Annotated in this window: 21 protein-coding genes; 17 read left to right on the plus strand and 4 right to left on the minus strand. The window is 36.5% G+C overall.

Going from position 1 to position 25813, the window contains the following annotated elements:
• The first annotated feature begins 78 nt into the window (after positions 1–78).
• From AC27GZ_RS15515 to AC27GZ_RS15540, 6 genes are all read left to right on the plus strand, one after another.
• Positions 79–1398, plus strand: coding sequence for a putative O-glycosylation ligase, exosortase A system-associated (locus AC27GZ_RS15515; RefSeq protein WP_487096278.1), 1320 nt, complete (start codon positions 79–81; stop codon positions 1396–1398).
• Between the two features lie 19 nt (positions 1399–1417).
• Positions 1418–2371, plus strand: a complete 954-nt coding sequence (locus AC27GZ_RS15520) for a polysaccharide deacetylase family protein (RefSeq protein WP_487096279.1) — start codon at positions 1418–1420, stop codon at positions 2369–2371.
• Positions 2372–3595: a glycosyltransferase gene (locus AC27GZ_RS15525; RefSeq protein WP_487096280.1), complete on the plus strand. Its 1224-nt coding sequence runs from the start codon at positions 2372–2374 to the stop codon at positions 3593–3595.
• On the plus strand, positions 3595–4662 hold the full coding sequence (locus AC27GZ_RS15530; protein ID WP_487096281.1) for a glycosyltransferase family 4 protein: 1068 nt from the start codon (positions 3595–3597) through the stop codon (positions 4660–4662). The genes AC27GZ_RS15525 and AC27GZ_RS15530 overlap by 1 nt, the downstream gene beginning before the upstream one ends.
• A 31-nt stretch (positions 4663–4693) precedes the next feature.
• Complete coding sequence (locus AC27GZ_RS15535) at positions 4694–5842, plus strand: sulfotransferase family protein (RefSeq protein ID WP_487096282.1); 1149 nt, start codon at positions 4694–4696, stop codon at positions 5840–5842.
• Positions 5843–6001: 159 nt separating this feature from the next.
• Positions 6002–6913, plus strand: a complete 912-nt coding sequence (locus tag AC27GZ_RS15540; RefSeq protein WP_487096283.1) for a sulfotransferase family protein — start codon at positions 6002–6004, stop codon at positions 6911–6913.
• Here AC27GZ_RS15540 and AC27GZ_RS15545 read toward each other — a convergent pair whose 3' ends face one another.
• Genes AC27GZ_RS15545 through AC27GZ_RS15555 form a run of 3 tightly spaced genes read right to left on the minus strand, consistent with a single transcriptional unit; the run spans position 6914 to position 10565 of the window.
• Positions 6914–7867, minus strand: a complete 954-nt coding sequence (locus AC27GZ_RS15545) for a glycosyltransferase family 2 protein (protein WP_487096284.1) — start codon at positions 7865–7867, stop codon at positions 6914–6916. It lies immediately after the preceding gene.
• Positions 7860–9074 carry a glycosyltransferase family 4 protein gene (locus tag AC27GZ_RS15550; protein ID WP_487096285.1) on the minus strand — a complete coding sequence of 405 codons (1215 nt, stop codon included), beginning with the start codon at positions 9072–9074 and terminating at the stop codon, positions 7860–7862. Before AC27GZ_RS15550 ends, AC27GZ_RS15545 begins: the two co-directional genes overlap by 8 nt.
• Complete coding sequence (locus tag AC27GZ_RS15555) at positions 9075–10565, minus strand: lipopolysaccharide biosynthesis protein (protein WP_487096286.1); 1491 nt, start codon at positions 10563–10565, stop codon at positions 9075–9077.
• A gap of 216 nt (positions 10566–10781) precedes the next feature.
• On the opposite strand from AC27GZ_RS15555, the gene AC27GZ_RS15560 reads away from it, so the two are divergent.
• Both AC27GZ_RS15560 and AC27GZ_RS15565 read left to right on the plus strand, forming a co-directional pair.
• Positions 10782–12287, plus strand: coding sequence for a right-handed parallel beta-helix repeat-containing protein (locus AC27GZ_RS15560; protein ID WP_487096287.1), 1506 nt, complete (start codon positions 10782–10784; stop codon positions 12285–12287).
• Positions 12288–12291: 4 nt separating this feature from the next.
• Positions 12292–13488 (plus strand): right-handed parallel beta-helix repeat-containing protein, encoded by a 1197-nt coding sequence (locus AC27GZ_RS15565; RefSeq protein WP_487096288.1) that lies wholly within the window; start codon positions 12292–12294, stop codon positions 13486–13488.
• An 11-nt stretch (positions 13489–13499) separates the two neighbouring features.
• Here the strand turns inward: AC27GZ_RS15565 and AC27GZ_RS15570 are convergent, their stop codons facing one another.
• On the minus strand, positions 13500–16049 hold the full coding sequence (locus AC27GZ_RS15570) for a hypothetical protein (protein WP_487096289.1): 2550 nt from the start codon (positions 16047–16049) through the stop codon (positions 13500–13502).
• Between the two features lie 196 nt (positions 16050–16245).
• Between AC27GZ_RS15570 and AC27GZ_RS15575 the strand changes: the two genes are divergently transcribed.
• The 9 genes from AC27GZ_RS15575 to AC27GZ_RS15615 all read left to right on the plus strand — a co-directional run bounded on the left by AC27GZ_RS15575 (position 16246) and on the right by AC27GZ_RS15615 (position 25640).
• Positions 16246–17586 (plus strand): UDP-glucose dehydrogenase family protein, encoded by a 1341-nt coding sequence (locus AC27GZ_RS15575; RefSeq protein WP_487096290.1) that lies wholly within the window; start codon positions 16246–16248, stop codon positions 17584–17586.
• A gap of 15 nt (positions 17587–17601) precedes the next feature.
• Positions 17602–18609: an NAD-dependent epimerase gene (locus AC27GZ_RS15580; protein ID WP_487096291.1), complete on the plus strand. Its 1008-nt coding sequence runs from the start codon at positions 17602–17604 to the stop codon at positions 18607–18609.
• Between the two features lie 18 nt (positions 18610–18627).
• Positions 18628–19767 (plus strand): GNAT family N-acetyltransferase, encoded by a 1140-nt coding sequence (locus AC27GZ_RS15585; protein ID WP_487096292.1) that lies wholly within the window; start codon positions 18628–18630, stop codon positions 19765–19767.
• Positions 19768–19782: 15 nt separating this feature from the next.
• Positions 19783–20028, plus strand: coding sequence for an acyl carrier protein (locus tag AC27GZ_RS15590; RefSeq protein ID WP_487096293.1), 246 nt, complete (start codon positions 19783–19785; stop codon positions 20026–20028).
• Between the two features lie 3 nt (positions 20029–20031).
• Positions 20032–20820 (plus strand): alpha/beta hydrolase family protein, encoded by a 789-nt coding sequence (locus AC27GZ_RS15595; RefSeq protein ID WP_487096294.1) that lies wholly within the window; start codon positions 20032–20034, stop codon positions 20818–20820.
• A complete protein-coding gene (locus AC27GZ_RS15600) occupies positions 20820–21653 on the plus strand; it encodes a hydrolase 1, exosortase A system-associated (RefSeq protein ID WP_487096295.1) in 834 nt (277 codons plus the stop codon). The genes AC27GZ_RS15595 and AC27GZ_RS15600 overlap by 1 nt, the downstream gene beginning before the upstream one ends.
• 104 nt (positions 21654–21757) lie before the next feature.
• Positions 21758–23185: a mannose-1-phosphate guanylyltransferase/mannose-6-phosphate isomerase gene (locus tag AC27GZ_RS15605; RefSeq protein WP_487096296.1), complete on the plus strand. Its 1428-nt coding sequence runs from the start codon at positions 21758–21760 to the stop codon at positions 23183–23185.
• Between the two features lie 36 nt (positions 23186–23221).
• On the plus strand, positions 23222–24217 hold the full coding sequence (locus tag AC27GZ_RS15610; protein ID WP_487096297.1) for an acyltransferase family protein: 996 nt from the start codon (positions 23222–23224) through the stop codon (positions 24215–24217).
• Positions 24218–24248: 31 nt separating this feature from the next.
• Positions 24249–25640, plus strand: a complete 1392-nt coding sequence (locus AC27GZ_RS15615; RefSeq protein WP_487096298.1) for a phosphohexomutase domain-containing protein — start codon at positions 24249–24251, stop codon at positions 25638–25640.
• The last annotated feature ends 173 nt before the right edge of the window (positions 25641–25813 follow it).

The following is a 25813-nucleotide window of genomic DNA, read 5'->3' on the forward strand; positions in this document are numbered from 1 at the left end:
TTTACTCTTTTTAGTTAATTTAATTTCTATTTCCTACCTATGCTATTGGGCAGTGAAAAATGATGAGGAAGACAAGTAATGCGCGATATATTCATGCTAATCGTTTTCCCTATATTGCTCTACTTTATTTTGAGACGCCCCTATATAGGGGTTTCTTTGTGGATATGGAGTGGTATGTTTTTCCCTAATGGCTGGGTCTGGGGAATAGCGTCTAGCCTTAGATATAACTTATTGATTGCCTTAGCAACTATCATTTCATTCCTTATACAAAAAGATAAATTAAAAACGGATGTCTCAGGAATAACGATAACTATCGTTTTGTTTTTTATTTGGGCGACTATATCGAGTGTAATAACGCTTTCAAACCCTGATGTTGTTTGGCGAGAATGGAACTTATTTATGAAAATAGTTGTGTTCTATATTTTTTGTGTTCTCACTATCAAAAAGAAACATCATGTTAATGTCTTTTTGTGGGCTATCGCTCTTTCGGCGTCGTACTTTGGCGCTAGCGAAGGAGTTAAATATGTTTTAAGTGCTGGTGGTCATGTACTTCAAGGTATTGAAGGCAGCCGTTTAGAAGATCGCAACGAGCTTGCTCTAGCGATAAATATGGCAATTCCACTTTTGATTTTCTTGTTAAGCCAAACCAAGCATAAAATGTTAAGGATAGGGCTTATAGGTGCAATTGCTTTTAGCACAATCGCAATTATAGGCTCCTTCTCTCGAGGGGGGCTTCTTGGGCTTATTGTGGTTGGTGGTTATTTCTTTTGGCAAAGCAAAAAGAAATTGTTAGTTGTTTTCTTATTATCTATCACGGTTGCAGGCGCGGCCACTTTTGCTCCTGATCGTTGGTTTGATCGTATGGATACGATTGAGAATATGACTGAGGATGACTCTTTCTTAGGGCGTATAGCTGCTTGGAAACAGGCTGTATTAATGGCAGCAGATAACCCAATATTTGGAGCTGGCTTCAAAGCAGGCCAGAATTATTACCTGTGGAAGCTCTATGAGCCAGATTTTTCAAAGTTAGACTTTATTGTTGATACTAGTGACTATGTGGCACCATTTGCTAAGGCCGCCCATAGTATTTATTTTCAAGTGTTAGGGGATCATGGGGTTGTTGGCTTATTTATCTTCTTGTTTATATTATTCTTAACGTTTAGAAAATTGTCTTGGGTTGTTAAGTATTCGCAAGATGAATGGGCTATTGGTTTAGCTAGGATGCTAAAAGTGTCATTAGTCGCTTATTGTGCCGGCGGAGCGGCACTGAGTTTACCTTATTTTGATTTGTCTTTTGCACTCTATGCGTTAACACACTGTTTGGGCAGTATTGTTGCTAGAGATGAACTAACGAAAGCGCCGAACAATTTAAGGAAAAACTATCATAATGGAGTATAAGTAGTTGATTTTTAAATTTATGCTGAAGAGCATCTTAAAGGTTTTGTTGCTGTGTTCGAGTAAAACAAACTTAGGTGTTTTAACGTATCACCGTGTCGGAAATATTAATAATATAAAGAATCAACTATTTACTGATGAAGTACTGTTTGAAAAGCAGCTTTCTTGGTTAGCAGAGTATTTTAATGTCTTAGATTTAGGTGAGGCTATAAGATTACTTGAAGAAAATAAACTACCCCAATTAGCCGTTGTTATAACCATTGATGATGGTTATGTAGATAGTTATGAAAATATATTCCCATTATTAAAATCACATGGCCTATTGGCTAGCTTCTTTATTTCTACTTCTGGCTTTGAGGAAGGCTACTTATGGGACGAGCTAGTTTCTGAAGCTATTATGCAAATATCTATCGATAAAGAGTCGATAGTTTTTCAAGATAAAACATACAAGTTAACAACCTATAACGAGAAGCTACGCTGTTTAAAAGCGGTCCTGGAAATTATAAAATATAATACTTTGGAAGAACGTAAAATCTTGATTCAAGAATTATTGAGCGTAACAGGTGTGCCTAAGTTAGAACCACAATTTTTAAATGACAAACAAATAATCGAAATGAAAAAGGCAGGTATGACTATCGGAGCGCATACGGTTAATCACCCTATCCTTAAAATGGAAAGTGATACCATAGCTCTAAAAGAGATTTCTCGTTGTAAAGAAAGGTTAGAAGCCATTATTAATTCACCTGTAGACTTTTTAGCTTACCCTAATGGTAAGTCAGTAAAAGACTTTACTTTATCTCACCAGAGAATGGCAGAAGCTTCAGGCTATAAAGCAGCATTTTCAACAGACACGGGGAATATTAGCGAACTCGCTGATAATAGATTCGTATTAAAACGTTTATCACCTTGGGATCATCAAGAAGTGAAGTTTGTATTGAGGCTAGCCTATAGTCTTATGGTTAAGGCTAAGAATTAGATGAGAGAAGCTGATCACAATAAAACAATTCTAATGGTTGCGCTAGACTTCCCTCCCTGTCAAAGTGCGGGGGTTCAGCGCACGTTAAAGTTTGCTGAATATTTAAGTACATTAGGTTGGCAACCTATTGTATTAACCGTGAATGAGGATGTTCACCAAAGGGTAGATCAAGAACAGCTTATTGATGACAATATTAAAGTTTATCGCTCTTCTGCATTAGATGCTTCTCGAGATCTTGCTATTAAAGGGAAGTATTTTGCTTGGAGTAAAGTGCCAGACAAGTGGTGGAGCTGGGCAATAACGGCGATACCTTTAGGGAAAAAGTTAATCAATAAATATCAGCCAGACGTTATTTGGTCAACTTACCCTATCTCTACTGCGCATTATATTGCTTATAAATTACAAAAACATAGCAAGTTGCCTTGGGTTGCTGATTATCGAGATCCTCTACAGTGTCGGTATGATAAAAATGTACAGCAATACAGTTCAGTAGCTAAGTGGATAGAAAAGAAAACTATCGAAAACTGCTCAAAAGCTGTGTATACCACTTCTAGGGCGGCACAACTTTATCATCGACTGTATCCTGATGAATTATTGAAAAAGTTTCAAGTCATTGAGAACGGTTTTGATGAAGCAAACTTTAAAGGGCTGGTAGCTAAGCCACAACAGGAAAGTAAATTTGTTTTATTACATAGTGGTTCAGTTTATGAAAATGGCCGAGATCCTACTCTTTTGTTTGCAGCCTTGCAGCAACTGAAGCGTGAAAACATTGTGGATGCTTCTAACTTTGTTGTTGCATTTCGCGGTGTTACTAATAATGGCCAGTATGATAAGCGGCTAGCAGAGTTTAATATCAGTGAATTAGTCGAATTTCGTCCCATGTTATCTTACAGAGAGTCTCTACAAGAGATGATGTCAATTGATGCCTTATTATTGATTCAAGGTTCATTATTTGAAAACCAGATACCGGGGAAAGCCTATGAATATATTCGTACTAATAAACCTATATTAGGGTTAACCCATAGTATGAGCGCAACAGGGGAGTTACTCGAAAGCGCTCAGAATAGTATTTTAGCGATAACGGTAGATGAAATAGCCGCAGGCATAAAGCAATTGATGAGCGAAAGCTTTCCCTCGAGGGGAGATGTGATGAAATATTCTCGGTATGCTAAAACGCAAGAGCTTGCTACTTTACTAGAACAACTGTGTGAGGTAGTAAAATAATGTCAACTAAGAAAGTATTAATGGTACCTGATTATAGCCAAGGAAATCCTTATCAACGGCTACTAGCTAAGGCACTAAAAAATCAAGGATGGCAGACAGCGTTTGATCATTTTACTTATAATCATATGCCTTTTTCATTGTTAACTAAGCAACATAAGGGAATTGATGTACTTCATGTTCATTGGATAACGGACCTTGTTAAGCGTATAACCGACTCTCCAAGTAGATTTAAATTCTGTTACAAGCTTTTATTGCTAGTTGTTGACTGTCTGAGGGTGAGAGCTAGGGGGATTAAAATTGTTTGGACTATTCACAATAAATTTGCTCACCAACAATTTGATGCTAAAAGGGAGCTGCTTATCCGTAAAGTACTCGCTAAGTGTACTAGCCAAAATATAATCCACAGCCAGCAAGCATTAGAAAAAATTAGCGAGTTATATCAAAGTGATATATCAAAAAGCACACAAGTAATCTTTCATGGTAATTATCAAGATTGTTACCCTGAGGCTTCTGATGACATTGATGTATTACGAAAAAAATTTAATTATCAACAAGGTGATATTATAATTTTGTATTTTGGTTTAATTCGCCCTTATAAAGGGCTTGAAACCTTAATTAAGAGTTTTAATAGTGCGGATAATAGTAAAGTAAAACTCTTAATAGCTGGCGCATCTAAAAATGAGAATTACTTAAGAGACTTAACAATACTGGCTGATAATAATACGAATATCAAAATGGATATACGCTTTTTACCAGATCAAGATCTTATTGATTACCTAACAATTGCAGATGCGGTTGTTTTGCCCTTTAGTGACACCTTGACGTCAGGCTCAACTATTCTTGCTATGACTCAAGGGAAGGCGTTAGTTGTTCCAGAAACTGCGAAAGTCTTTGGTTGTATACCCGATAAAGGTGTTAAATATTTTCATTCGTCAGCCGAGCTTACTCACCTTATTAGTCAGATGGAGCAAGGTGAGTTGAACACTATGGGAGACTATAATGCTCAACAAGCGGCCACTATGACTTGGGATAAAGTGGGTAAGCGAACAAATGATGTATATAGTTAGTTTTTAAATGGCATGATTTAGAAAATATCAAATGAAAGAAAATTCTTTACCTATTTTTATCGTTGGTGCGCCTAGGTCTGGAACCACCTTGTTGACGGCTATCTTAAGCAGTCATCATAATATTGATGCTGGACCTGAAACTCAGTTCTTTGCAAAAATACCTAAAGAATCTCTTGAGTTAGCGATTGAGGATAAAAACTGGCCAATTATAGCAACAAAGTTAATTTCAGAATTAACGCTATCATCGAAGCTAGTTATTACTTTGTTCGGGCTTAAAGAAAGCGAATTATATGATAACTTGAAAAGCAAGTCACCAAGCATCCAGGCAATGTTAGAAGTACTCACAGAGACACACTGTATACAAAATGGTAAAAAAAGATGGATTGAAAAAACTCCAAGCCACATATTAAATATTGATCATATCCGTCAGCTATACCCAGGGTCACCTATTATACGAATTGTCAGAGATCCACGGGATTCAGCCGTTTCTATGTGTAAGTTGCCTTGGGCTTCTAAGTCTATTTTTGAAAATGCTATGCTTATTGAAGAACGGTATCAAGTTAGCGAACATTTTTTTCAAAATGATAACCACTCATATACTGTTATTTATGAAAACATAATTGATAATCCAGAGAAAGAAATAGCAAAGTTATGTCATTTTATAGGTGAAGAATATAATCCCGACTTACTTAATACCAAAGAAAGTGGTTCACGAGTATCGAGCGAAAATGAAATATGGAAAAAATCTGTTTCGGGAAAGCTTGATGCAAGTAGATGTTATGTATGGAAAAGAAATATGACTGGTAGGGTTTCGTCACTAATATCTCAGTTGTGTAGCAATACAATTAATACCTTCAATTATGAATTAAGTACATATCAAGAAAATCAATTGGAAGTTAATGGTTTATCTACAGAGTTAAGGGACCTAATGATTAGTACTCAAGTATTACCTACAGAAAGTATTGATCATAATTATCCTAAAGAAGAGTTGCTTGGCTATTTAGTGGTGTTTAAAAATGATGCGAGTTATTTAATTCGCCTATTATTACGAACCATCATATCTAAATTACAAACCCAAAAATATTATTATATTAATTATCATTGTATTAAAGAATACAGCTTTTTTAATAGGATACTCATTGAATTTATTAAACTTTTTAGTTTTTCTTATCAAAAGTGAATTTAATTGATTTGTTTTAGTAAGAAAGTAAATAAAATTGCTGTAAATATAGTGTGCGAGTGTGCTAAATATTGAAACATAAATGTGGTTTATACACATAAGTAGCATCGCTGTTTCAAATAAACGTTATATTTAAAAGATTATGGCTAATTAAAATATATGAAAGCTAAAGTAAAAGAAATACTCCGTATGTTTTTTGGTTCTTGGAAATCTAGAGCACTCTTGGCCAAAGAAAGAGATTGGGCTGAAAAGAATAAGAATCTATGTTATTTACAAAGTGACGCTAATACCCAATTGAATGATAAAGAGGCGCCAATTTTTATCTTTTCAGCAGGCTGGCGGTCAGGGTCTACTTTACTACAACGATTGATTTTATCATCTGAAGATGTTTTGATTTGGGGGGAACCTTATGACAAATCAAACATAGTAGGTTCTATGTCTGAATCAATTGTTCCTTTATCTGATTATTGGCCCCCAGAGTCATATTATTTAAAGGGGAAGGATGTAAGTCAAATTTCTAATGACTGGATTGCCAATCTATACCCTCAAAAAAGTGCTCTTAGAGCATCGCATCGTATTTTCTTTGATACCTTATTTGAATATAAAGTTGATAATAAAAAAATTAGGTGGGGGGTAAAGGAAGTTAGGTGGGGTGAAAGGGAAGCTAAGTACCTTAAATGGCTGTATCCAAATGCTAAATTCATTTTTTTAGTGAGAGATCCTTTCAAATCGTTTAAGTCTTTTAAAGCGATTAGTACTACATGGTTTTCAATTTGGCCTTTAAACCCTGTTTATAATTCTTATCGATTTGTTAAACATTGGAATAGATTAGTGTCTGAATTTTTAAATGTAAAAGACTCTGTTGAAGGAATTTTTATCAAATATGAAGATATAACTGGAAAAAATAAAAGGAAATTACAAGAAATTAATGAATATTTAGACATTAATTTAGATGCAAGTATTTTAAAGAAAAAAGTAGGTTCTACAGCTAAAAGTGAGGATCTGCCTTTAATTGAAAAAAGTATTATTCGTTGGGTAGCATTAAAAAATTATAGAAAAATATATAAATAATCACTTCCGTATAAGTAGTGTGGCCAAGTGTTCAGTAGCAGGATAGCCAATAACTTTTCTTAATATTTTATATGGAAAGCTTTCGTTTCTTCCTCCATTTCTATCGATATTTATTGCGAGTTTGAAGCCTGCTATAGCTTCATTTTTAAAGCCAGAACGATATGCTTCTTTAGACGTAATAACAAGTTTAGAGCATAATTCTTGTTTGGCAGCAGGTGATAAACTATAGCAATCACCTTGGAGTATGGCTTGAGTTAAACTAATAAAATAGTTAACGTTAAAGTTGCCTTGCTTTTTGATATCACTAATTCTAGGGCCTTCATGATCTCGATAATACGTTAGAAACTCATCAATGTATGCAAAGCGAGCCCCAGAAGCAGCCATTCTAAAAGCGAGATCTTTATCTTGTCCTCTCACTACGCCTTCACGAAAACCAGCTATTTTCTCGATGAAGCTTCGGCGATGTAAAGCCACATCTGTATCAATTGCTACACGATCGCCAGGAGAATTAAATTGTAAACAATAAATGAATGGATCAATTCCATCGGGGGACGGAAGTGAAGGCAAATAATGCATTTTACCCTGTTGATCTTCGATTGCCCGCTTGGCAAAAACCAAGTCTGCTTTGTCATTAATTAAAAATTCAGCTTGTATGGCAAGCTTAGTTGGCATGAGCTTATTATCAGCATCAAAAAAGTTGATAAATTCACCTTTACTATGTGCGAAAGCTTTATTCCTCGCAGCTTGAGCTCCATTGTTCTCGCCATCTATGATAATAACCTTGTCTTTAAAAGACTCTAAAATAGCTAGCGAATTATCTGTAGAGCCATCATTAACGCATATTATTTCAATGTTAGGGTAAGTTTGCTGTAAACAGCTTTCTATTGCTTGAGCAAGAAACTTTTCAGCATTATAAACGGGTATGCAAATACTTATAAGTGGTGGATTAAGCATATTGATTGGATCTTGTTTTTAGAAATGATTGGTATTTATCACTATAGGTAGATAATTTATCAGATAGTTTAAATTGCTCAATGGTATTTCGACAATCATCAGACATTGCAGTTAACTTGTCCTTATCTTGAAGCAAATTGTTGATTAATTTAACCAAAGCGTCTTCACTTTCATGATCAAAATAGAACCCATTAACTCCTTCATTGATAACATCAACATGAGCACCAATATTGGAAACTAAACAGGGTTTGCCAATAGCTAGTGCTTCTATAACTACATTCGGTAAGCCTTCAATATAACTTGGGTGTACTAAGCAATCAGCTTGATGAATTAAGTTGTAGAGTTCATCTTTAGGTATTTCATTGATTAAATTAACGTTATTCAAATTATGTGTGTGGATATATGTGGCAAAATTCTCTGTTAAATCACCTTCGCCCACAAGAGTTAACTCAACGTTAGCTGAGGATAACTTTTGCATTGCTTGTAGCAATAAAAAATAGTTTTTACGATAGATGAGCCTACCAATAGCGATTAACTTTAATGGACTGCCTTTAGTTTTTTCTTCATCAGAAAAGCGGCCAATTAATGTGTTTTCAATGCCGTTAGGTAAGTAAATAACAGACTCTTTAGTTAAATTAAACATTTCACAGGCTATGGCTTGCATTTCTTTATTAGGCGCAGTGAGTAGTTGAATTTTCCTGGCCGCTATATGTGCTGCTTTTCGGAAAAAGTCAGATCTCATCGCTCCATATGATAGTCTGTCTTCGCTATAGAGCTCCGCACCACGCATAGTACTAATGACAGGTATATTTAATTGCTTACATATTGTGGTGGCTGATAACCCTGAAGGAGCCATAAAGTGACTGTGAACTATATCTATTTTGTGCTTGATAATTAATTTACCAATGGCCTGCTCTAACTTGGCAGACCACAATGCCTGCTTATAATCTATCGCAAGCAAAGGTAGGTAGGTTTTAAAGTGCTTTGCTATAAAGGCAACTGTCATTATAGGGGAAATACTTTCTACTTCATTTTTTCCACAGTAAATAATATTATCGACCACTTCATTTTCAATTTCATGATGAAAGTGATAAACATTATATCCAAGCTCGACTAGCCCTTTCATTTCTTTAGCAATAAAATTATAGGTGAGCTTATCCCTGTTATCTTCAGATAAAGTAAGGGATAAAAATAATATATTATTCAACTATCGATTTCCTTTTTTGTTAATGAAGTTTGATATTTTATCAATTGCCGCTTTTTCAAAGCTGTCGGGTTTGCCACTAAGAAACCATAACAATATCATTAAAAAGGTATATATAAAGGCTGCAATCGTTAATTTTATAATTAACAGTATTATAATGTTTACGTTAGAAAAACTAACGAAATTAAATATGATATAACTCATGCTGAGACCTGATACGCAAGGTCTCCAGATAACTTTGGAAAGCTGCAGTAAAGTTATCTGGGTGTATTTAACTAAGAGGTAGTAATAAAATACCATTGTACAAGCGGCAGCTATTAGTTTCACATAAAGTATACCGACAATGCCAAACATTTGAAATGCAGGGTAAATCATTGCGAGCACCCAAACAGTTTTAAAAATATCAATATAGGCAGTATATTTAATTTTATTTATTATAATGAGTAAGCTGTTTGTCATGGAATGCAAAGCACCGAAAAAAGCTATATACACAGCGACTTCCAGCAATGGCACTACAGCAAGCCACTTTTCTCCTCCGCCAAGTAAAATAGGTATTAGCTCAGCTGCAATAGTACCTAAACCTAGAATAATGGGAACTGCAAGCGACACAATAAAATTAAGAGATTTTAAGTAAGCGTTATATAATCGTTTACTATCAGATTGTATGCTAGCTAGACTTGGAAGTAGTACTCTTGAAATAGGTTGTAAAAGCTCTTGGCTTACCATGCCATTTAGCTCTTGAGCCCAACGATAGTGCCCTAGGGATGCCATTGGCATTAATTTACCAACGATTAAGTATTCACCATTTCGTGTTGCATAATTAGCAAAATTCTTAACAAGCATCCACTTTGATACAGCCCAAACCGTATTAAAGCGACTTAACGTAAAGCTAGGGCGGTAATTTATTAGAGTGTAGCTTAGTGCAACATTCATTGTTTTTTGTACAATGGTACCAATGATAAGCGCGTGATATGACTGATAATAAAATGCCAATGATATTGTCGCGACTGTGCCTAAAAACTTAGAAGCTACGTTAAAAATAAAATCTTTATTAAAGTTCAATTCCTTGCGGAATTTTACGATGCCGATATTTTCGAAGCCGTTAATGAAAATTCCAATGCTACATAAATAGAATATCTCAATTAATCTTTCATCTTGATAGTAGTCTGCTGCATAGGGTGCAAGCAGTGGCAGGGCAATACAAAGCAAGAGGGATTGAAGTAGCCTTAAACTCCAAGCGGTATCAAAATCATCTTTTGTTGACTTATCATCTCTAAGTAAGGAGGTTTCTACGCCAATCTCAAAAAAAATCTGGATACTTCCGATGATGACGAGAGATAATGCGACTAAGCCATAATCTTCAGGTGTTAGTAAGCGAGCTAAAACAGTTATGCTAACTAAACTTATTATTTTATTGCTCCACCGCATTCCGACAGTCCAGAATAGGCCTTTACGTATTTTTTTTGATAAAGGAGAGGGCGTTGGCGTGTCCATATAAAATAATACCTAGAAGCTGTTAGGTTAAATACAGTATTAATAAAACAGAAGAAATTAAATACAGTTTTACCATGGAAATATCTACCGTTTTTAGCTTGAAGCCGATAGTATACGATAAAGTTTATACATATTAATAGCATAGAAAGGTGAATTGTAAGTAATGTACTCACTTTAGTGAGTTATAATACGGCTGTTCGCATTAGAATTGAAACAATGACTGAAATTAGGAGAATATATTTATTCATTTCAGGTGTACTATTGCATCTCGCTTTAGTGGCTGTTTTGGCGTTCAGTCTTAAGGCGGTTGTAGATACTGGTTTGCCATTGCCTCTCTTTGCTGAAAAAACGTATCTTAAAATTAATAAAAATAACCCCAACGTAGCACCTTTTCTGAACCCTTTGTTAAGCACTATTTCAAGTTGGAAAGTAGAAGAACATTATAATTTTTTTGTTGACCCTTATAATTGGGAAGGAGTTGGCGCGAATACTAATGAATACTTCAATAGCCCTTATTCAAGCATAAAAGTTTTCAATACAAACATGTTACTTAAGGCGCTTTCTAAGGCACAAGCAGGAGATGTAATAGAGTTGTTGCCAGGTGAATATTCGATAAAGCAGTCACGTGTAAAAATACGGAATGCTGGTTTGAAAAATGCGCCAATTAAGCTTGTAGCTCAACAATTAGGTGATGTTACTTTAAAGTTGCAAGGTGAAGGCTTTTTAGTGAATGCGCCTTATTGGCATTTTCAAAATTTACACCTTGTTGGCGCTTGTAAGCAGCATTCTAATTGTGAACATGCTTTTCATGTTGTGGGTAATGGTCATCATGTTAGTTTTCAAAATAATATTTTTCAGGACTTTAATGCAGCCATTAAAATTAATGGTGTGGAGGGAAAATATCCTGATCATGGTAAAGTGTTCAGTAATACATTTTATAATACTAGCGCTCGTCAAACCGTAAACCCTGTAACGCCAATAGATTTAATGCATGCAGATTATTGGCAGGTTAAAGAGAACTTTATTTTTGATTTTGTTAAAGCTCAAGGTAATAAAGTAAGTTACGGGGCTTTTTTCAAAGGGGGGTCTCAACATGGTGAATTTTCTCGTAATCTCATCATGTGTAATGCTAATTTGCTGGAAAAAAGTATCGCAATAGGGCTATCTTTAGGTGGTGGCGGCTCCGCTAATTCAATACATAGAAACGGCAACAGTTTTGAGCATGCTAATGGGGTGATAAATAATAATATCATTATGAACTGCGCGAATGATGTTGGCATATATTTAAATAAGGCCTCTAATGCCTATATTGCCAACAATACTTTATACAACTCTATGGGCATTGATGTTCGCTATAAAGAAACTTCAGCGATAATTTTGAATAATGTTGTTTCGGGAAGAATTGCTACGAGAAATGGTGGTCAAATAATCGAAAATCAGAATAATTTAGTAGTTCCTTTGAAATGGCTTACTGCTGCTGATGGTTTAAATGATATATTTGATGCTCCAGTAAATGGTGACTTCAAATGGATAACAACACCGCCTTTAACAGGTTTAGTCGCTGCTAAAGCACAAAATCAGCATGTATCAAGGATAGACTTTTGCGCACGAACAACGAAAATCTCCTACATAGGTGCTTATGCAGGTGAAACATTTTGTAAAAATAAACTCAATCTAACTAACCCTAATCGAACATTAAAGTTTATGGCTGAAAGAGAGTAAGCAAGTGAAAGGAAGAATATTTAGTTATTTTGTTTTTACAGGCGCTATTGCTAATGTATTTCTACTTGCCTTTTTTTTATGGCAACCAAGTATTCTGGGTAAACTTGTAGCAATACCTGTGGATTATTATTACAACAAGTCTGCAGAAAGAGAGTTAGATAAGTTTTCCACAGTAATGCAGAAGTCTACCAATCAGCAGATCGCAGCAATATTTAAGCCTTGGCAACCATTAACAACCTCCTCAAAACAAAAGCAAACGATAGCAGTGAATGGTATAAAATTTGAGTCGTTGGCGTTAGCCTTACAATCGCTTAAGTCTGGTGATGAATTACAATTTCATCAGGGGGTTTTTACACAACCTTTTGCTATAGATAAGCATGATGTAACCATTAAGGGCTATGGACATGTGGTGCTAGAAAAGTCAGCCTTTAACGGTAAAGGTTTTATTGTGAGTAAAGGGGATAACCTAACGGTTAAGAATATCGAATGTCGTTTTATTGCGGCCAAAGATAAAAATGGGGCTTGTATACGTCAAGAAGGATTAGGCCTCACTGTAGAGCATGTTTATTTTCATCATAGTGAGAATGGCATTCTTGAAACGGCTAAAGCTGAAGGTTCTATTTATATCAGTGATAGTCGATTTGAGCAGTTAGGGAAATCGGGAAGGGCACATGGTGTATATAGCAATAAAGCGAATGTTTTTATCCAAAATAGTCTTTTCTTGGCTACTAAAGATGAAGGGCATGCTGTAAAAAATCGAGGCAAAGAAACCTTCATTTCCCATACATTAATTAGCTCAATGGGAGAAAATGATAGCCGCTTAATAGATATTTCAAATGGAGGTTTACTAACGGTAAGGCAATCTTTTCTTCATCAAGGACATATGTCGGTAAATGGGCAAGCGATAGGTTATGGTTTAGAGGGGATAAGACATAAAGAAAATAAAGTGGCTTTAACTGATAATATCATTCTCTTAGAAAGAATTAAAAAAAATACCTTACTGTCTGTAAATGAAAGCGCTGTGGATATGGTAGAAGTGATATTAGAGGGCAATGTTGTGGTGAGTAAAGATTCAGATAAGCAATATGATAATAACCATTATTTTTCCTCACGCGAGGAAGCAGACCTATCTAAGTTTCCCTATTTTCCATCCTCTTTATGCCAATGGTTAACGCCATGCCCGTTAGTTTCTTTACCTTGAATTACCTCTCCTCAATGTTCGTGCGATGTTGTTGAACGTTGCTGCTGATAATAGTGATACATAGCACCTTCATATTGTCCAACCCAGCTTTGCCATTCACCATAAGGTTTTACGCCACCAATACCTTTTTCGACGAAATTGATCGCATGGTCAGCGTATTTAGGCGTATCTGTTTTCTCGGCAAACCAAATTACAGGGTCGATTAATGTTAATGAGGTTCCAGAAGCTTTTGATGCCACTTTTTTATCGGTAGCTGACTTGTAATAGCTAAATTGTCCGTAGCTAAAATTCCAATCCACATAGTTTTCGATCATAGAAAGTGTTGCGTCGTTGTCTGGAAATTCAGTATATAAATCGATAAAGCCTCTCAGTAAAAAACCTAATTGAAAGCCCGCTATCTTTCCTTTAAAGGCTCTTATATTGTGTGGCGGCAAAACATGCTTATTATGAAACTTTTCAATATAGTTTTCCAAAAAAGGCTCAAGTGATGTATTACCTGTGTATTTGTATGCCGCTATAGCAACAGCTAGGGCTTGCCCTTCGGCTCTATGACTTCTGTCTGGATAAGGATCTCGCTTACTGAGGTAAATTTTTTTAAATTCACTCATAAATTGATACCAGTCTTTAATCCACTTATTACCTGACATTAGATAGGCATGCTCAATATGATAAAACCAAGCATGTTGATCGTCTCTGGGACGGGCTGTTTGCTTTGTACCTTTCATATACTTTCTTGTAGTTTTTTTTGCGTTATGTCCTTTAAAACGTCGCCATGTACTGCCGCCATAAGGGTTAGATGTAGGTGTGAGTAACTTATAATTTGATTTATCTGAATAGCCAGCAAGCCATTGAGGCCTTATATTTAATTCAGCGAGTGCAAAATTTTGAGCGTTATAATAATCTGTGGGTTCACCGCTAACGAAAAATTGTTGTTTAGAATAAGCCCAGCCACCCGTTCCATGCGTTTTGTGTTTTCTGCTAAGATCTAAACCAAAATTATCCATACCAAACTGATAACCATTTGGACTGTTTAGGTTGTACGCAGCTTGACTATACGAAGGAGTCCTTGAGGTGTGAATGTTTACTGGTGATGCTGGTAAAGCACCGCTGAAGGCTAAACTTACTTTAGTCTCGGCGTAATAGGATTGCGGGATTACCGCAACGGGTGGGTATTGAAATGTTGTTGCTAGCTGTAATGCTTTTTCTTTGCTTGAGTCTTGAGAAAAGTCGAACAAAATTTCTTTATAAACCTGTTTCATATCATCAAGCCAATAAATATCGGGCTCAACAAAACGGGTATCGAAAAATTGCTTTGACCATGCTGGCCATAACTCAACGTTTAATTGACTTTTGCCATTTGTTGATAAGCCATTAGGGAAAGTTTGCCAAAAATTACGTAAAAAAACAGTAGCATTAGCCCCTTGAATAACGCCTAAAGGTAATTGTTTAATACCAGCTTTAGGAATGACGTCTGCTTTAACTTGCTCTGAGCTGTCACTATGGAAGTTATCTAAGCGCAATGTATGAGACTTAAAATACAAAGGGGCTGAAATAGGGGTGTTTAAGGCGGAGTTTTGTAGTTGAAAATCTACTTTTACTAATGAAGAATTCGCATACGTGTATATTCTTATCGCCCAACCATGTTTAATCTCGTTAGGAGTTTGATATTGAGTTAAGGAGGATACTTTCAAAATGGTACGCATTGGGCCATTTTCTTCTATTTCATAGGTAATCTGTTCATGATCAAATGAGTAGTCAGTTGTGCCATCTTCTTTTTGAAAAATAGAGGTCAACTTGCCCGCAGGTGTAATAACTTCAAAGGGTTTTTTATTGATCTGCAGCTTTATAATATCATTGCTCATCACAATGCTATTTGAATTCGCCTGAATACTTACTGGGTTTTTAGGGGCAATATTTGTTAAGGAACTTGTGTTGCTGTGCCTTGGTTTGTTTGAGCCTGTTAGCTTATGTGAATATAAGGCATATTGAGAGATACCTGAATTCGGCTTATTGGTGATAAAGGGGTCAGTTGTTACATTGAAGTGCACTAGCAAATGTCGTATCGAATTGTCTTTCCCCCACCATCGATTTAATACCTCGAATTGAGCAGGTACAACATTGTTGCTTGCATCTAAAATATAGAAAGAGTCTGTTTTTTGAAATTCACCGTAGAGTAGTGGCACTACCATAGATATAGGGAAATTCTGGTGACCAACTCCAGCTGATTCTTTGACATTAAAGTGGGTCAGTAAATTCTCTGTGGGAAAGTGGCTAGCTGGTATACTTGTCTCGGTTGTTTGAGCACTCACAGGGACATTTATTGTTGGTGCTTTTTCAATTTGGATTGTATTTAAGGGTTGAGCTTTATCAACATTGTTTTGGGGTGATGTCTTAAAATAATCAGGGCAGCTATTGTCTTGATTACATTGTTCATAGACACGCTGTAACGTTGACTTTTTATCTTCTTTTGAGGTTTCGGTATTTTGAGCGAAAGTATTGTTGCAGAAGGTAATTAATAACAGTAGTAATAAATACTTTTTAATATAGTGTCGGTTGGTCATCGTTAATGCCCTTTAACAGAATGATCTTATGATTAGCAATGTAAAAAGTATGACTAATATAGCAATATTTTTGTTCTTTGCTGAAATGTTTATTAAGATAGTGTCAGAATCAGTGATAGTATCATTTCTTAAGTGGTAAAACTGCTAAAATATTGTTAAGCGATAATAAATAATAGATTTATTAAAAGGATGAAAAATGAAGGTTACCGTATTTGGTATAGGTTATGTTGGTTTAGTTCAAGCTGCTGTTTTAGCCTCAGTTGGACATGATGTTATTTGTGTTGATATTGATGAAGCTAAAGTTGAAGAGTTAAAAAAAGGTAATATACCTATTTATGAGCCTGGTTTAACTCCCTTAGTACAAGAAACCTATAAAAATGGCCAGTTAAACTTCACTACTGATGCTGCGGAAGGCGTAGCACATGGCGTTGTGCAATTTATTGCCGTGGGCACCCCGCCAGATGAAGATGGCTCTGCTGATTTAAAATATGTATTGGCAGTGGCAGAAACCATCGCAACTCATATGAGTGAAGCTAAAATAATTATTGATAAATCGACAGTTCCTGTTGGTACAGCCGATAAAGTTTCAGACAAGGTGGCTTCTGTATTAGCATCAAGAGGCTTAGAGTTAGATTATGACGTAGTCTCTAATCCAGAGTTTTTAAAAGAAGGTGCGGCTGTTGGCGACTGTATGAAACCTGATCGCATTGTTGTGGGCACTAATAATGAAAATTCACGCAATGCAATGCGTGAGTTGTATGCACCTTTTAATCGTAATCATGATCGCATGATATTTATGGATGTTCGCTCTGCAGAGCTTACTAAGTATGCTGCTAATTGTATGCTCGCCACTAAAATCTCTTTTATGAATGAAATGTCAAATTTGGCTGAGCTATTAGGTGCCGATATTGAAGCTGTTCGTCATGGTATAGGCTCAGATTCTAGAATTGGTTATCAGTTTATTTACCCTGGCTGTGGATACGGTGGTTCATGTTTTCCAAAAGATGTTCAAGCGTTAGTGCGCACCGCTCATGGTATCGAATATACACCGGCATTATTAGAAGCAGTTGAAACGGTTAACTATGCACAAAAACAAAAATTATTTAATAACTTGAGTAGTTATTTTAATGGTGATTTAACAGGTAAAACGGTTGCTGTGTGGGGGCTATCTTTTAAACCTCAAACCGATGATATGCGAGAAGCGTCTTCAATGGTTCTAATGGAATCTTTGTGGAAAGCCGGTGCAAAAGTACAGGCCTATGACCCTGAAGCTATGGAAGAGTGCCAACGTATTTATGGGGTCAGAGACGACTTATCCCTTGTTGGTACTAAAGAATCAGCTCTTAATGGTGCAGATGCGCTTGTTGTTTGTACTGAGTGGAGTCAATTTAGAGCGCCAGATTTCGAGTTAATCGCCAAAACCTTATCTCACAAAGTCATCATTGACGGACGTAATCTGTATGATCCTGAATTATTGAAACAACGTGGTTTTGCTTATTACGGAATTGGCCGCGGTGAAAGTGTTAAAAAAGTATAACCATTAGGGATACAGATGAAGTTTTTAGTTACAGGGGCAGCAGGGTTTATAGGCTTTTATGTTGCTCAACGCTTATGTGAGCAAGGTCATGAGGTTGTTGGTATTGACAACCTCAATGATTATTACGATGTTAATTTAAAGTTGGCGCGATTAAAGGAATTAGAAGCACTCCCTCTTTTTTCCTTCATTCAGATTGATTTAGCTGATCGTGATGGCATTGCTGAATTATTTAAAAAAGAAAAATTTAATCGTGTAATTCATTTAGCAGCACAGGCGGGGGTGCGTTATTCAATAGATAATCCACTAGCTTATGCAGATTCCAATTTAGTCGGTCATTTAACCATACTTGAAGGATGTCGACATAATAATGTTGAACATTTAGTCTATGCTTCATCTAGTTCTGTTTATGGTCTGAATAATAAAGTCCCTTTTGCCACATCAGATAGTGTTGATCATCCTATTTCTTTATATGCTGCTACTAAGAAATCGAATGAATTAATGTCACACACCTATTCTCATTTATATAACATCCCAACCACTGGCTTACGATTTTTTACTGTTTATGGTCCGTGGGGTCGTCCTGATATGGCGCTATTTAAGTTTACTAAAGCGATTGTGGAAGGTAAGGCTATAGATGTCTATAACAATGGCGATATGCGAAGAGACTTTACTTATATCGATGATATTGTTGAAGGCATTATTCGTATACAGGCCGTTATTCCAAAGCAAAATAATGACTGGAAAGTCGAATCAGGTAGTGCAGCACAAAGCTCTGCACCATATCGTATATTTAATATAGGTAATGGCAACCCTGTTAAATTGATGTCTTTTATTGAGTCACTGGAAAGCTCATTAGGCATAACAGCGAATAAAAACATGATGCCAATGCAGGCTGGTGATGTTTATCAAACTTATGCTGAAGTGGAAGACTTATTTGCAGCTACTTCATATCGACCAAGTATGACAGTTGAACAAGGTGTTGATAATTTTGTGCAATGGTACCGAGCGTTTTACCAGCAATAAGAGCATAATTAGATAAATATGGCCGTTTTTTATACGCAAATAACATTAAGTGATTTTTTAACATTATTTGCTGTCGATACGGTCTCCTTACCACTTTTTGAATTAACACCTACTTGGCTTGAAGCCACAACTAAATTCATGCTTACGGAGCAAGAGGAAGTTCTTGTTCACTGTTTAATTGATGTGGAAGAAAATAAGTCAGATAAGTTATTAGTTGCCTGGCCTCTAGTGCACGCTATAAAGTCAGAAAGTAAAATAATTTGTTCTCTCACAAGTTTTTATTCAGCGGTTACGACGCCGATTCATGTTTTTCATACAAGTGATAAATTTCCAGATGTCTTCAAGTCATCTGTTCAAGCTCAAATAGTCTTCGAACAAAATTCTGCAAATGAATTAAGCCATGAAGAGTCAGTTGCATTATTATTAAAGGCAATTAAAGGCAATTACCCTTGGCAGCAAATGAAGTTAGGCCCTGTTGAAGAACCTTTATTTAAGCTGATCATGTCTCATTTTAAATATTCTAAAGTCTATGCTTGTGCTGACAATTGGTATGTTGACAATATTAATAGCTTTGAAAGTTATTATGAGCAAAGACCTAGTCAATTAAAAAATACCATTAAACGTAAAGAAAAAAAGTTAGCGAAAGAGCATGAGTATCACACCAAGATTGTTATAACAAAAGAAGAGTTCGAAGATTGTTTTGCTGACTATAAACGCGTTTATCAGCTTAGTTGGAAAGGAGAAGAAGCAAGCTTCGACTTTATTGAACAAGTATGTATAGCGGCGGCGAAACAAAATAAATTACGTATGGGAATATTACTTGTCAATAAACAGGTTGTGGCTGTTCAACTTTGGCTTTTACAACAAGGTACGGCCTCTATTTTTAAGCTAGCTTATGATCCTGCTTTCAAAACTTATTCTGTTGGCTCCACTCTTTCACTGGCTTTATCAAAACATGTTATTGATATTGATAAAGCAACAAGCATAGAATTTGGGATGGGCAGCGAGCCATACAAACACGACTGGATGAGTAAAAAGCGTCAACGACGAACCGTGCAAGTATTTAATGAACGAAGCTTTATTGGGAATGTACTGGCTATTCGTTATATATTGTTAGCTAAAATAAAAAAGTTACTTTTTAGACATAAACGTAAATAATTACCAAGGAAACACATGTCGTTACTTACAGACACTCAAAACATTCTAACCACAGCACTCCAGCTTGATGAAGTGGCAAGTTGGAATGAAGAAACTGAAATATTAGGTGCAATTCCAGAATTTGACTCAATGGCCATAGTGACTGTGTTAACACTGGTTGAAGAACATTACGGTGTTATTATTGAAGATGATGAAGTAACTGCAGAAGTATTTGAAACTTTAGGTAGTTTAGTGGCTTTTATCGCTGAAAAAGTAGGCTAAGTTGTGCTTTTAGGTCATTTTGTTCCAAGTATTCAAGGTAAGATATTTATAACTCAATTTGGTGAAGTGACGGGTGATACCGCTATTTTATGCCTGCCGTCTGTTATCGAAGAAATGAATTTAGCCAGAAGCGTTGTTGGGAAACAAGCGCAGGCTTTTGCAGAAAGTGACTTACCTTGCTTTGTTCTTGATTATTATGGCACGGGTGATAGCGAGGGTGAATTTGAATTAGCGAATACAGATATTTGGCTTGAAAATATTATCACCGCGGGTGAGTTCATTCAGCAGCAAGGTTTTACTAAGATTATAATGTGGGGCGTGCGATTTGGTGCTTTGTTATTGTTAAGTCACCAAGAAAAACTTCATCAAAACTTACCTATTAGCAAACAAATACTATGGAAACCTGTAACTAATGGAAAATTATTTGCTGGGCAATTTTTACGATTAAAACAAGCCAGTAGTATAGTGAATAACGCTGGCGAAAAAACAAATTGGCGTGAAAAGGTGTTGGCGGGTGATGATGTCGAAGTAGGTGGCTATATGCTTAATCAAACTATGTTAAAGTCGATGGAAGCGTTACCAACGAATCAAGATATTAAACCTCTGTCTCCTATAGATTGTTTTGAATTAGCGGCAAGTGAAGCCACTCCGATAACTAAACGTTTAACCTCAACTTGGAATGAAGCTCTCGTACAGGTTTATTGTCTAGATTGTCCTCCTTTTTGGCAGGTACCCGAAATATTTTCTTTACCTGAACTTGAACAACTCACATTAAGCGCGGTAGCAAAATAATGACTGAACAAGCGCTAACTTTTACGGTTGATAATAAAGAGCTACTGGCAATATTACACCATGGAGCAAAGCAAAATAATACCGGAGTACTGGTGGTCGTTGGAGGTCCTCAATATCGCGCAGGTAGTCACCGACAGTTTGTACAACTTTCACGCTCATTAGCCCTTCAAGGTATTAGCTCCATGCGTTTTGATGCAACAGGAATGGGGGATAGCTTTGGTGAGAAAAAGAATTTTGATGCACTTTGTAGTGACATTAAAGCCGCTGTAGATACTTTTTTTTACGCGCAAGCACATATTCAACAAGTGGTTATTTGGGGCTTGTGTGATGCAGCATCAGCGGCGATGATTTATGCTCATCAAGATAGTCGAATTTGCGGTTTAGTGTTATTAAACCCTTGGCTTCGTAGTGAACAAACCACAGGAAAAACCATGTTAAAGCATTATTATTTACAACGGTTATTTTCAAAAAGTTTTTGGCAGAAATTATTTGGCGGAAAGATTAATCTTGCCAAAAGTGCTCGTGAAGCAAAAGGTTTTGCAAAAAGCAGTGTGGCTTCAGGGCAACAAGTAAGCGGTAGTTATCAAGCGCGTATGCTAGCAGGTTTTCAAGCTTATCAAGGGAAAACTTGTTTGATATTAAGCGGCGATGATCTTACCGCGCGGGAGTTTGAACAGCATACTAAAACAAATAAGGCCTGGGAAAAGCTTTGGCATAAAAGTAATGAAATACACCGAGTAATCAGTGCGGATCATACTTTTTCATCGCTTGAATATAAAAAGCAGGTTGAAAAAATTACCACTAAATTTATTCAACGATTATCAAATTATTAAAGTGAATCTTACATTAAAACTTCTCTATTCTAAGGTTCCCAAATAAAGTGTCTTAGCTTATGATTGTTCAATAATGTTTATTATCAATATTTAATGGAATATCAATGAGTCAATCGACATCTTCAGCACCAGTATTACCTGTTATTATGTGTGGCGGTAGCGGTACACGTTTATGGCCACTTTCAAGAGCACAATACCCTAAACAGTTTATTCCCTTAGTGAATGAAACGAGCATGCTGCAAGATACTGTGTCACGCTTACCTGTGGCTCATCAAGCACCCGTATTTATCTGTAACGAAGATCATCGCTTTTTAGTGGCAGAGCAAGTTAAACAGATAAATTGTCAGCAAGCGAATATTTTACTTGAGCCACAAGGTAAAAATACAGCGCCGGCCGTTGCGCTTGCCGCGATTAGTGCACTTGGCACTAATAAGGATGCATTATTACTCGTGCTAGCGGCTGATCATGTCATAAAAGATACAGAGAAATTTCATCAAGCTATTGAAAATGCTACTGCTGTTGCGCAACAAGGGAAACTAGTTACCTTTGGTATCGTACCTACTCATGCCGAAACTGGTTATGGTTATATTAAGCAAGGTGAAACACAAGGTAATGATGTTTTTCAAGTGGCTCAATTTGTTGAAAAGCCTAATGCTGAAACGGCTCAAAATTATTTGGATGCAGGCGATTACTTATGGAATAGTGGTATGTTTTTATTTAAAGCAAGTCGCTACCTTGAAGAGTTAGAAAAATTCAGACCTGATATCTTAGCATCTTGCCAAAACGCCATGGCTAGTGCGGATAAAGATTTGGATTTTACCCGCCCTGAACGTGAGGCTTTCTTGCAATGTGCAGATGAATCTATAGATTATGCCGTGATGGAAAAAACACTAGATGCTGTTGTAGTGCCTCTTGATGCCGGCTGGAGTGATGTTGGCTCTTATTCGGCATTGTGGGAGGTATGCGAGCAAAATGCAGATGGTAACGTCATTAAAGGGGATGTTATTGCCCATGATACAAGTAATAGTTACCTTCATAGTCAAAATAAATTAATTACCACTTTAGGTGTTGATAACCTTGTGGTGATTGATACGCCAGATGCAGTACTTATCGCAGATAAAGATAAGGTGCAAAACGTTAAAGAGATTGTCAATGAACTCAAAAATCAGCAACGTTCTGAAGCTAAATTGCACCGAGAGGTATATCGCCCTTGGGGTAAATATGACAGCGTTGATAATGGTGAGCGCTTCCAAGTTAAACGCATTACGGTAAACCCAGGTGCAAAACTTTCTGTGCAAATGCATCACCATAGAGCTGAGCACTGGATTGTTGTGTCTGGGACAGCCAAAGTTACTTTAGATGATGAAACTATTTTATTGAGTGAAAACCAATCTACGTATATTCCTATTGGTGTTGTACACGCCCTTGAAAACCCTGGTAAATTACCGTTAGAAATGATTGAAGTACAGTCGGGCAGTTATTTAGGTGAAGATGACATAGTGCGCTTTGAAGATAGGTATGGACGGGCGTAACTTATTTTATAGCGAAGCGTTTTCAAGGAGAGAATATTGTTTTTAGGTTATATACACTCTTTTAGAGCTTTAGCCATATTTTTTATCGTTGCAGGTCACACCATTGATTTTTTTATTTGGCCTGCAGATAAATATACAGTAGAAAGGTTGTTACGTATTTTTATCAGTAACGGCTCTGTATTATTTGTGTTTATTGCCGGGTATTTGTTCCAACATTTAATGGGAAAATATCAACACAAAAAGTATTTTTTAAATAAATTTAAAAATGTCATCACGCCCTATTTTCTAGTGTCTATCCCAGCCATAGTCATTTTTGTCACTGTCTTGCATAGAGATACTGTCTGGCATGGTTTTTATGATAACCCACAATGGTTACAGGTTATTTATTTTTACCTAACGGGCTTACATTTAGCGCCATTGTGGTTTATTCCCATGATTAGCTTATTTTATGTTATTGCGCCGCTCCTGGTTCAGGCGGATAAACATAAGTATTTTTACTGGATTTTACCCTTAACCATAGTCGTTTCTTGTTTTATTGGTCGAGGATTACCCCCTCAAAGCTTTATCCACTTCTTTTCAGTATACTTATTAGGTATGTATTGTAGCCACTATAAGGCTTATGTGAATCCGAGGATTAGTACACCACGCGTATTATCCTTTTTTGCTTTGTTAATTCTAGGCTTGGCTGCCTCTGAATATTATTTTATGACGGGGACAATGACATACTTAAATTATTTACAGAAAATAACCATGTCACTGTTTTTCTTAGGTCTACTCATAAAGTTGGGTGAGGCATTAGAATATAAGTTAATTCATGTGATTGCTAATACAAGCTTTGGTGTATTCTTCATTCATTCATACGTTCTAACTGCCAGTAAAATGTTTTGTGAGAGGTTTCTTGGTAGTAAAGTCGAGGGTGATATTGTCATGTACGGTGTCATTGCAATAATAATGTTACTTACGTGTGTTTCCATGATTGTGTTTATACAAAAACTTTTTGGTACAAAGAGTCGATACCTTGTTGGTAGCTAACTCATAGATCAAACATAATGAGAATTTAATAATGAATTTATCCCCTTTAAACTGTTTCAAAGCTTATGATATTCGCGGCAAACTTGGCGAAGAGTTAAATACCGATATTGCTTATCGTATTGGCCGTGCATTTGCGCAACACACTCAAGCTAAACAAGTGATCGTTGGTGGTGATATTCGCTTAACCAGTGAAGAACTTAAATTAGCGCTTGCCAATGGTTTGATGGATGGCGGTACAAATGTTATTGATTTAGGACTAGCGGGAACTGAACATATATATTTTGCTACCAGTCATCTAAATTGTGATGGTGGTATTGTGGTAACTGCTAGCCATAATCCTATAGATTACAATGGTATGAAATTGGTGAGAGAAAACTCTAAACCTATTAGCGGTGATACTGGCTTGTTTGATATTAAAGCCTTAGCGGAATGCGGAGATTTTGTCGAGGTTGAGGCAAAAGGACAATTATCAAACCAAGATATTAGCCAAGCCTATACCGAGCATTTACTTACTTATATCGATGTAACAAATATTACACCGCTAAAACTTGTGGTTAACGCTGGTAATGGTGCTGCTGGGCCTGCACTTGATGCTATTGAGGTGGCTTTCAAACAATTAGGTGTACCTGTTGAGTTTATTAAAATTCATCACAAGCCGGATGGTAACTTTCCAAATGGCATACCAAATCCACTACTCGTTGAAAATAGGGCAGCTACCCGCGAAGCAGTTATCGAACATAATGCCGATATGGGCATTGCTTGGGATGGTGATTTTGATCGCTGTTTTCTATTTGATGAGCAGGGAGAATTCATTGAAGGCTACTATATTGTTGGCCTATTAGCCGACAACTTTTTAGCTAAATCTTGCGCTGTAAACGGCTCGGCGCAAACTCAAAAAATTATTCATGACCCTCGCTTAACATGGAACACCATTGATATTGTTGAACAAGCTGGTGGCCAAGCCATTCAAAGTAAAACAGGGCATGCGTTTATTAAAGAGCGTATGCGTAGTGAAGATGCCATATATGGTGGTGAAATGAGTGCCCATCATTATTTTCGTGATTTTTTCTATTGTGACAGTGGCATGATCCCTTGGTTATTAATTGCAGAACTGGTTTGTTTACGTAAAAAGCCCCTATCTGAACTGGTGGCAGAGCGTATTGCCGCCTATCCTTCGTCAGGTGAAATTAATAATAAAATCGCTAATCCCAAAGCAGCTATCGCTCGCGTGTTTGAACACTTTAAGAATGAGGCTAGTATTATTGATGAAACGGATGGTATCAGCATGGAATTTGGCACTTGGCGCTTTAATTTGCGTAGCAGTAATACCGAGCCGGTTGTTAGATTAAATGTTGAGTCTAAAGGGGATAAAGCGCTAATGACACGTAAAACTCAAGAAGTTTTGGCTTTATTACTCCAATAAGTCTAATTTGTGCTTTAGGTGAGATAACATTCTGCGCGTATCCTGAGTTTGAATATTCTACTACAGCTTCATAGTAATGGGTAACCGGCATTTTGAGACTAATTTAGAGTGCGTATAAATACCTTCTCATCCTGATTGCTAAGCAGTCGAAAAGCAATGATAGCTCAAAGGGT

Source organism: Colwellia sp. SU-HH00943 (assembly GCF_057546125.1).